The sequence below is a fragment of the Neisseria sp. P0008.S010 genome, from assembly GCF_051962715.1.
Taxonomy (GTDB): domain Bacteria; phylum Pseudomonadota; class Gammaproteobacteria; order Burkholderiales; family Neisseriaceae; genus Neisseria; species Neisseria elongata.
Map to the genome: position 1 here is coordinate 1 of NZ_JBQCVA010000129.1, position 735 is coordinate 735.

A 735-nucleotide genomic window follows, 5' to 3' on the forward strand; every position below is an offset into this window, starting at 1 on the left:
GCCAGCTTTCCTCACCCGGCCCCCATCCCCATACGCGCATTTCGTAGCGGTCCAGCTGGGAGTCGATACCGGCGGTCAGGTAAGCCACACGGTCAGGAACGGGCGCTGAATAATGCTCTTTCCGCTCTGCCATCACTTCAGCATCCGGACGTTCGCCAATTTTCGCCTCCCACGTCTCACCTAGCGTGGTGTTTACGAAGGTTTTAAGTTTTCCCGTATCCCCTTTCGTTTTCATCCAGTCTTTGACAATCTGCACCCAGGTGGTGAACGGGCTGTACGCTGTCCAGATGTGAAAGGTCACACTGTCAGGTGGCTCAATCTCTTCACCGGATGACGAAAACCAGAGAATGCCATCACGGGTCCAGATCCCGGTCTTTTCGCAGATATAACGGGCATCAGTAAAGTCCAGCTCCTGCTGGCGGATGACGCAGGCATTATGCTCGCAGAGATAAAACACGCTGGAGGGGTCATCCGGCGTCCATTTGAGGCCAAACGGCGTCTCTTTGTCGCCAAATTTAAGATACTGCTCCTCCCCGCAATGCGGGCAGGCAACATGAAAACGCATAAAATGCGGGGATTCACTGGCTGCACGCTCAATCTGACAGGTGCCTCTCACTTTTGGCGTGGAGCCACGGATGGACTTTGGCCAGACCGAGCCTTCAATACGCTTGTCACCCAGGAACGTCGGAGAGCCTTCCTGTTCAATATCATCATCAAAAGCAGCAAGTTCATCAT

General features: G+C 54.0%; 1 protein-coding gene. It reads right to left on the minus strand.

Going from position 1 to position 735, the window contains the following annotated elements:
• Positions 1–735 (minus strand): terminase gpA endonuclease subunit (locus tag ACTHSL_RS12845; RefSeq protein WP_440381683.1); only part of this gene is annotated, 735 nt, incomplete at both ends.